The sequence below is a fragment of the Nonomuraea sp. NPDC003754 genome (genome assembly GCF_053605785.1).
Genome location: NZ_JBSGJX010000015.1, coordinates 122,741 through 131,544, shown reverse-complemented (window position 1 = coordinate 131,544; position 8,804 = coordinate 122,741). Strand labels below are relative to the sequence as shown.

Genomic DNA, 8,804 nt, shown 5'->3' with positions numbered 1-8,804 from the left:
GGGTGGGAGTGGCTGAGGGGCTGAGGGCTCAGGTGGTGGGGAGGGTGCGGGCGACCTCGTGCGCTTCCTTCACCGCTGCCGGAATGTCCAGGACGGGGAAGATCGTGTGCCGGATCACCCGCTGCCCGTCCACCACCAGGATGAGCCGCTTGAGCCGTACCGTCTGCCCCGCCCTGAACGTCGGCAGCCGCAGGGCCGCCGCCAGCCGCGACTCGGTGTCCGACAGCAGCGGGAACGGGATCCCCTCCAGTTCCGCGAAGACCGCCTGCTCGTCGGGACGCTGCGTGCTCACTCCCCGAATCGCGATCCCGTCGCCCGCGAACGCGGAGGCGTGGTCCCTGAACAGCCGGTTCTCCAGGGTGCAGCCCACCGCCCCCGGCACCTCGTTCCATGCGGGCGGCAGCGGCGACGGCACGCCGGTGGCCGGGTAGGTGAACAGCACCGTGGGACCGTCCACCAGCTCGACGGGGCCGGAGGCGCTCGGCAGTTCCACCGGCGCCGGGATCGTGGTCCCGGCCAGCGCCCGCACCCGCTGGGCCTCCGGGCTGCCGGGCGGTGCCACCCCGGTCAGCGTGCCGTCCCCGGCGAGCCAGCGGTCGCCCCAGTCCTGCAGGGAGATCAGCACCGGCGCCAGGGCCCATCCCACGTCGGTGAGCACGTACTCGTGCCGGACCGGCCCCGACTGGTACGGCCTGCGCTCCAGCACCCCGCGCTCGACCAGGTGCCGCAGCCGTTCGGTGAGGACCTTGCGGGAGATGCCCAGCTCGACCAGCAGTTCCTCGAAGCGCCGGCGCCCCCGCGCGGCCTCGCGCACGATCAGCAGGCTCCACCAGTCGCCGACCACGGACGCGGCCTGCGCGATCGAGCAGGGGATGTCCTGTCCGCGAAGGACTCGGTTCATGTCCTCACTGTACGCCTGGGCGAGTCTCTAAAGGAGACTGAGAATGCGCACCAGCGCGCTCTCCAGCGTGCCCGCCGGGTCGAGGTCGGGGCCGGCGCTGCGCCAGGCGACGTACCCGTCGGGGCGCACGAGGACCGCGCCGGCCTTGCCCACGCCGTACCGCTCCAGCCACTGTCCCTCGACGTCCAGCAGTTCGCCGCCGATGCGGTGCGGCGCCAGACGCACGCCGAGCTGGTCCCTGACGGCGCGGCCGGCGTCCACCCAGCTCTGCCCGTACGGCCCGGCGAGCAGCACGAACCCCGACCCGAACAGGTCGAGTGTCGAGATCGTGCGCCCGTCCCAGTCGAGGACGACGTGCGGGGCGCGACCGCCGGGCCGGCCCGTGGCGACGCGCGGGTCCTCCAGCAGCGAGCCGTCGTCGTCCGGCTCCGACAGGATCGCGGCGGAGTGGTACCGGCACCCGAGGATGGCGGCGAAGGGGTCCTCGAGCGGCTCGGGGTAGTCGACCTGCTCCGCCGGCGGCATGCGGAAGCCGAGGTTGGCCAGCTGGGCGTCGGCGACCAGCTCGCCGACCGGACGGCGTTCGGCGTCGTAGGAGTCGAGGAAGGCGGGATCGGCCTGGCCCGAGACGACCAGCCAGAGCCGCCAGGCGATGTCGCAGCCGTCCTGCAGCGCGGTGCTTCCGCCCTGCCCGCCGGTCGGCGGCATGGTGTGGGCGGCGTCGCCGGCCAGGAACACCCGTCCCACACGGTAGGTGTCGGCCAGGACGTGGCCGATGGCGAACGACGTGGTGTCCAGGACGGTGACGTCGAGGTCGGGCACGCCGACGCCGAGCCGTACCATCTCGACGTCGTCGAAGCCGGGCTCCTCGCCGTCGTAGTTGACGCCGAGCACGTGGGCGCCGACGCCGGTGCCGGTGATGAGCGCGCCGGTGAAGGCGGTGTTCTGCAGGAACCAGAGGGTGACCTCGCGCTCGTTGACCAGGGCGGTGAGGTCGGCGTCGAACATGATCGCGCGCATGTGGCCGAGCACCCCCTTGCCCGAGGTGGTGACGCCGAGTGCGGCCCTGATCGGGCTGCGGTAGCCGTCGGCGGCGATGACGTAGTCGGCCCGCACGGTCGTCTCGACGCCGTCGGCGCGGAGCAGGGCGGTCACGCCGTCCTCGTCCTGCTCGAGCGACACCAGTTCGGTGGAGAAGCGCAGGTCGGCGCCCAGTTCTTCGGCCTTGCGGCGCAGGATCCGCTCGACCTCGGCCTGGGGGGCGCCCAGGTCGGGCGCGGGCGACAGGTGCCGGGGGAAGGGCATGGTGCTGGTGTCGAGGATGATGTTGGCGTCGGGGTCGGTGAGACTGGCCGCGATCGCGATGCGCATGCTCTCGCCGATGCCTTGCCAGATACTTCGGAGCTCTTCCTCCAGGCCGGAAACGGGGCGCAGCAGCTCGACGGCGCGCGTGCTGACGCCGAACGCCTTGGGCTGGATCGAGGTGCTCGCGTGCCGCTCGACCAGCATGACGGGGACGCCGCGCCAGGCGAGCATGGTCGCGGCGCTGAGGCCCGCGTAGCCGCCGCCGACGATCAGTACGGGAACTCGCATCGTTCGCTCCTTCGAGACATATCGCGTATCGTCAAGATATGACGCGACTTCTCGATCGTCAAGATATATCTCGACTTGCTCGACTCGTCGGCTTCGGGTCAGGGTTCCGGCTCGGGGTTCGGTCCGTACGGCTCCCGCACGGGCGTCGCACCCCCTGAGCGGTCCTCGCCGCGGCAACGCCCCAAGTGGACTCAGTAGTCAGCGGGGGCCTCGCCACGCCCGTCACACCTTCGTGACGACGCGGCAGCGCCCAGCGCGGGTCCAGTCCGCCACCTGGGCTGCGCATCGCAGGCGCCCGAGAGCGGGCCACCTCGCTCGGAATGTCCGGCGTGCCTGCTCCGGCGCGGGTGGTGCGCGATCAGTCGCGCAGGTGCTGCTCCAGCCGTTCGACCTTGCTCGTCATGCCGTCGGAGACGCCCGGCCGGACGTCCGCCTTCAGCACCAGGCTGACCCGGGGAGCGACCTCGCCCACGGCCTCGACGGCCCGCTTCACCACGTCCATCACCTCGTCCCATTCGCCCTCGACGGTGGTGAACATGGCGTCGGTCCGGTTGGGGAGCCCGCTGTCGCGGACCACCTTGACCGCGCGCGCCACCGGCTCCGAGACTCCCTCGCCGACCCCGAGCGGCGTGATGGAGAATGCAACGATCATGACTCGATCCTAGCCGCGAGAAACCACCAGCCACCGAGCCGGCTCGCGCTTCGCGCGCGCACCAGCCAGACCGATCGGCTCGGGCTGCGCTTCCGTATCGGGTGCTTGATCGGTTCGGGCTGCGCTCGCGCGCCGGGTGACCGATCGGCTCGGGCCGCTTGTCCACCGGGTGACCGATCGGCTCGGGCCGCGTTCGGGCGCCGGGCTGCCGGGTGACCGATCGGCTCGGGCCGCGTTCGGGCGCCGGCCTGCCGGGCGGCCCCGCGCTGCTCTTGCCTGCCGGGCTGCCGGCTTGCTGCGCTTTCCTCGCCCGGCTGCCGGTCGGTTCGCGGTGCGCGACGTTTCCGGTTTACTCAGGCGGTTACGTTGGCGGGCTGTCCGCCGGGCCGGCGCGTCGGCGTCGCGGTCCCGTGGGAGCCGCGTCCCCGGCCGCGCATGCCGGAGGATCGCCCTTCCCGGGGAAGGGCCGTGGGTGGGAGCGGTGGCTCCCACCCCTGAGCCTCAGTGGTCGTGACCTTCGTGGTCATCCTCGTCCTCGTCGCTGGGCCCCTCGGAGGGCTCAACGCCCAGAACGGCCTCGCGCGGCTCGACCTCCTGGATGTGGTCGATCAGCGACAGGACATGGTCGGGCTCGATAAGCCACTGCAGCGCGGTCGCGCCCGTCTCGTCGGAGCTGACCAGCTCCGCCTGCTCCTTGCGCTCGTCCTCGTCGAGGTCGGCGTCAGGGTGCCGGATCTCGGCGAGGGCGGCCGCCTGCAGGGCGGCGACGTCCAGCACCTCGACGGTCAGCTCGACCGTGAGGCGGAGGAACTTTTCTTCATCACTCATGGCAGAAGAGCCTAGGGCAGCTTCCACTCCACGGGCGTCGCGCCTTGCTGGACGAGCAGCTCATTGGCCCGGCTGAAGGGGCGCGAGCCGAAGAAACCGCTGCGGGCCGACAGGGGCGACGGGTGGGCGGACTCGATGCGCGGCACCTGTCCGAGCATGGGCGCGAGGTTGCGGGCGTCGCGGCCCCACAGGATCGCCACCATCGGCTTGTCACGCGCGACCAGTGCGTGGATGGCCTGCTCGGTCACCTCTTCCCAACCCTTGCCGCGGTGGGAGGCCGGCTTGCCCGGCATGACGGTCAACACCCTGTTGAGCAGCAGGACGCCCTGCTCGGCCCATGGGGTCAGGTCACCGTTGGACGGCATCGGCAGGCCGAGGTCGGTCTCCATCTCCTTGTAGATGTTGCGCAGGCTGCCGGGCAGCGGGCGCACGTCGGGGGCCACGGAGAAGGACAGCCCCACGGGGTGCCCTGGCGTGGGGTAGGGGTCCTGGCCCACGATCAGCACCTTGACCTCGTCGAAGGGCTGGTTGAAGGCTCGCAGGACGTGGGAACCGGAGGGAAGGTACTGCCTGCCCTCGGCGATCTCGTTGCGGAGGAAATCTCCCATGTCCGAGATGCGCTGGGCGACGGGCTCGAGAGCGCTGGCCCATCCAGGTTCGACTACTTCGTGTAGGGGACGACCGACCATGGACATGCACCCTACCGATCAGCTCCGACAAACCGCAGGCCGTACCGAAAAGATCACAAAGCGGGCTTGCCCGGTGTGTACAGCCAGGTATCGAACAGGGTGTCGAGCTGCTTGCCGGAGATTCGTTCCGCCAGGGCGACGAAGTCGGCGGTGGTGGCGTTGCCGTACTTGTGGTCGGTGACCCAGGTGCGCAGGATCCTGAAGAACGTCTGGTCGCCGACCGCCTTGCGCAGGACCTGGAGGGTCATCGCGCCGCGTACGTAGACGGCGTTGTGGAAGAGGTGCTTGGGGCCGCCGGGGTCGGCGGGCGGAATCTTCCAGAACGGGTCCTCGGCGGGCTTGGCGTAGGCGTCGGCGAAGGCGGACGACAGGCGGACGGTGCCGAGCCTGTCGGCCCACATCCATTCGGCGTAGGTGGCGAAGCCCTCGTTGAGCCAGATGTCCTTCCAACGGGTGGGGGTGACGGCGTCGCCGAACCACTGGTGGGCCAGCTCGTGCGAGAGCAGGACGTCGTCGGGGACGTTCGGGTAGACCGGCCTGGTCTGCGCCTCCAGCGCGTAGCCGACGGTGGGGACGTTGTCGGCGATGGCGCCGGTGGTGGAGAACGGGTAGGGGCCGAACATCCGGCTGAAATAGGCGAGCAGGGGGCCGTGCCGTTGGGCCAGGCGCTTGCCGGCGTTCCCGAGCGCGGGATCGACGGCCACGATCGTGCGCAGGCCGTTCACCTTGGTGTCGGTGATGGTGAAGGCGCCGATGGTGACGGTCGCCAGGTAGCCGGCCATGGGCTCCTTGGCGGACCAGACGTAGGTCGTCTTGCCCATCGCGGCGTTCTTGGAGACCAGTTCGCCGTTGGCCACCGCGACGCGGTCGTTCGGCACGGTCACCCTGAACCGGTAGCCGGCCTTGTCGGTCATGTGGTGGTTGCCGGGGTACCAGCTCATGGCCCCCTGGGGCTGGTTGGCGTTGAACACGCCGTCCGGGGTGCGCACCCAGCCTTCCTTGGAGCCGTCGGGGTCGACGACGTAGGTGGGCCGGCCGTTGTAGGTCACCGCGACGGTGAACGCCTTCCCCTTGGCGATGCCGGCGGCCGGCGTGACGACCACCTCGTCGTTCCTGCGGGTGAACCGCGCGGCCGTCCCGTCGACGGTGACGGAGGAGACGGTCATGGTCCTGACCAGGTCGAGGTTGAACCGGCTGAGGGCCTGGGTGCTGCGCGCGCCGATCGTCGCCGTGCCCTGCAGGACGCGGGTGCGGGGGTCGTAGTCGAGCGCCAGGTCGTAGTGGCGGGCGTCGTAGCCGCCGTTGCCCTGCGCCGGGAAGTACGGGTCGCCCGCGCCCGGGGCGCCGGGGGAGTCGGCCACGGCGGAGGCGTGCGGAAGGGCGATGACGGTGAAGGCGGCCAGGGCGAGAAGACGCTTCATAGAGCGATTCTCGCGCACACCCACCGCCCGCTCGGAGCGCATGCCCGCCGCCCGCCGCCCCGCTGGGAGCGGCGCGCCTCTGTTCCAGGCGGAAGCCAGGCGCCCATTCCGGGCGGAAGCCAGGGGCCCATTCCGGGCGGATGTCAGAAGGCGCCCCCGTTCCGGGAGCGCGTCGCCAACCCCGGCAGCGCCCGCCCGCAGCGCGCGCCGCCCTCCCGGAGCACGCGGGCCGAGCGCTGCCAGGAGCGCGCGGGGCCGGAGGCCGCCCGCGGGTGGCGAGCGGCGCCGGCCGAGTGATCCACGGGCGCCCGCCGCCCCGAGCCAGGCGGGCGCCCGTGGATCAGTGCAGGTGGCTCACTTCACCGAGCCGGCCATCATGCCCTGCACGAAGTACCGCTGGAAGGCGAAGAACAGCACCAGCGGGATGATCAGCGACAGGAACGCGCCCGGCGCGATGATGTCGACGTTGGTGCCGAACTGCCGCATCTGCGACTGCAGCGCCTTGGTCATCGGCTGGGACGCGGTGTCCGCGAAGACCAGGGCGATGAGCAGGTCGTTCCACACCCACAGGAACTGGAAGATCCCCAGCGAGGCGATCGCGGGCTTGCCCAGGGGGAACACCACGGTCGAGAAGATCTTCCACTCCGACGCGCCGTCCATCCTGGCCGCCTCCAGAAGCGAGGAGGGGATGCCGACGAAGAAGTTGCGGAGCAGGAAGATCGCGAACGGCAGTCCGAACGCGACGTGGAACAGCACCACGCCGGGGATCGTGCCGAAGATGCCGACCTGGCCGTAGAGGGTGGCGATCGGGATCAGCGCGATCTGGATGGGCACGATCAGCAGGCCGACGACGACCAGGAAGAGCGTGTCGCGGCCGGGGAACTCGATCCAGGCGAAGGCGTAGGCCGCCATCGCCGCGATGCCGATCACCAGCACCGTGGTCGGCACGGTGATCAGCACCGTGTTCCAGAAGGAGGCGGTGAAGCCGCTGGCCAGCAGGTTGGTGTAGCTGCTGATCGTCAGCTCCGCCGGCTTGGTGAAGATCGTCCACCAGCCCTCGGAGTTGTTCACCGTCTCGTCGCGCAGCGACACCACCAGCAGGCCGAGGGTCGGGACCAGCCAGAACAGCCCGATGAGGATCATCACGACCTGGACCGCGCCGCTGCCGAGGCGGTCGACGAGCCTGCCGATGGGGCCTCGCCGTACGGCTCCCGCGTGAACGTGAGCCATCACTGCTCCCTCCTGAACCGGCGGATGTTCATGATCATGAACGGCAGGACCAGGATGAGCAGGAAGATCGCGAGTGCGCTGCCCAGCCCCTGGTTGTTGCCGCCGCCGAAGGAGACTCGCCACATCTCCAGCGCGATCACGTTCGCGTTCGGCTGCACCGATCCCGGCGCGATGATGAAGACCAGGTCGAAGACCTTCAAGGTATTGATGATCATCGTGACGAACACGACGAGAAGCACGGGCGACAGCAGCGGCACGGTGATCTTCCTGAAGACCTGCCACTCGGTCGCGCCGTCGATGCGGGCCGCCTCCAGCGCGTCACGCGGGATGCCCGCCAGGCCCGCGGCGATCAGCACCATCGCGAAGCCCGCCCACACCCAGACGAACGCGCCGATGATGGCGGGCGTGATCAGGGTCGGGCCGAGCCAGGTCAGGCCGTTGAACGGCGCCTCGAAGTTCGACTGCGGCAGCCGTACGGTGTAGGAGCCGGGTGCCAGGCCCGCGAAGGTGAAGGTGCCGTCGGGTCCGGTGGTGGCGGTGGCCGCGACGGAGTCGCCGCTGACCGCCTCCACGGTCACCCCTGGCAGGCCCTTCTCGCTGCCGTCGACCTGGCCGGCCTTGCCGCCGCCGCCGGGCGTGAAGTCCAGCCAGACGGTGCCGCTCAGCCCCTGTCCCGAGGCCGCCGCGGCGGGCTCGGCGTCGGCGGGCACCGCCTCCGGCTTGAGCCCGACCAGCGGGATCAGCACCGGCTGGCCCGCCTGGGCGGGCTGCTTGGTGACGACGGCGCCGTCCTGCTCGGCCACGGGCGAGGCGTCGTTCTCCCTCGGTCGCGCTCCCTCCAGGCCGCCCCCGCTGGAGAACACGCTCGAGACCGTCGACATGAGCGCGTTGGCCACGCCGCGGTCCGGGTCCTCCTCGTAGACCAGGCGGAAGATGACGCCGGCGGCCATCAGCGAGACGGCCATCGGCATGAACACGATGAGCTTGAAGGCGGTGGCCCACTTGATGCGCTCGGTGAGGACGGCGAAGATCAGGCCCAGGGTGGTGACCACGATCGGGCCCACCACCACCCAGATCAGGTTGTTCCTGATCGTGGTGAGCGTGCCGGAGTCGGTGAAGATGGTGCCGAAGTTCTGCAGCCCGACGAACTGGGTGCCGGTGGCGTCGTAGAGGCTGCGGAAGATCGAGTAGACGATCGGGTAGATGACCCAGATGCCCAGCAGGAGCATCGCGGGAAGGACGAAGAACCAGGCCACGATGGCCGAGGGGCCCAGCTTGCCGCGGCCGGGCTTGGCGGCGGCAGGGCGGCTGCTCGTCTCGGTGGCGGTGGCGGCGCGTGCGGTCGCGCCGGCGCCGGCGGGATCGGGGTTCTCGGTGGGGGAGGTGCCCGACTCCGTCTGGGGGGTGGGTTCTGGCCCGGGGGTGGACCCGCGCGACGTGGTGTCGCGCGGGCCGGTCGGGCCGTTCAACCGGTCGGTCACGGCCTCGCC

The 8,804-nt window shown here is 70.7% G+C and carries 8 protein-coding genes; all 8 read right to left on the bottom strand.

Going from position 1 to position 8,804, the window contains the following annotated elements:
- Nucleotides 1–28 precede the first annotated feature (28 nt).
- On the bottom strand, nt 29–901 hold the full coding sequence (locus ACWEVS_RS20485) for a winged helix-turn-helix transcriptional regulator (RefSeq protein WP_452552786.1): 873 nt from the start codon (nt 899–901) through the stop codon (nt 29–31).
- Nucleotides 902–928: 27 nt separating this feature from the next.
- Nucleotides 929–2,494 (bottom strand): FAD-dependent monooxygenase, encoded by a 1,566-nt coding sequence (locus ACWEVS_RS20480; RefSeq protein ID WP_452552784.1) that lies wholly within the window; start codon nt 2,492–2,494, stop codon nt 929–931.
- Nucleotides 2,495–2,852: 358 nt separating this feature from the next.
- Complete coding sequence (locus ACWEVS_RS20475) at nt 2,853–3,146, bottom strand: MTH1187 family thiamine-binding protein (protein WP_452552782.1); 294 nt, start codon at nt 3,144–3,146, stop codon at nt 2,853–2,855.
- A gap of 501 nt (nt 3,147–3,647) precedes the next feature.
- Entirely contained in the window at nt 3,648–3,974 is a 327-nt protein-coding gene (locus ACWEVS_RS20470; RefSeq protein WP_354917124.1) for a hypothetical protein, read from the bottom strand.
- 11 nt (nt 3,975–3,985) lie between these two features.
- Nucleotides 3,986–4,663 carry a uracil-DNA glycosylase gene (locus ACWEVS_RS20465; protein ID WP_354917126.1) on the bottom strand — a complete coding sequence of 226 codons (678 nt, stop codon included), beginning with the start codon at nt 4,661–4,663 and terminating at the stop codon, nt 3,986–3,988.
- 53 nt (nt 4,664–4,716) lie between these two features.
- A complete protein-coding gene (locus ACWEVS_RS20460) occupies nt 4,717–6,084 on the bottom strand; it encodes a M1 family metallopeptidase (RefSeq protein ID WP_452552780.1) in 1,368 nt (455 codons plus the stop codon).
- 354 nt (nt 6,085–6,438) lie between these two features.
- Nucleotides 6,439–7,314, bottom strand: a complete 876-nt coding sequence (locus tag ACWEVS_RS20455; RefSeq protein WP_452552779.1) for a carbohydrate ABC transporter permease — start codon at nt 7,312–7,314, stop codon at nt 6,439–6,441.
- A complete protein-coding gene (locus tag ACWEVS_RS20450; protein WP_452552777.1) occupies nt 7,314–8,795 on the bottom strand; it encodes an ABC transporter permease subunit in 1,482 nt (493 codons plus the stop codon). Before ACWEVS_RS20450 ends, ACWEVS_RS20455 begins: the two co-directional genes overlap by 1 nt.
- Between the last annotated feature and the right edge of the window lie 9 nt (nt 8,796–8,804).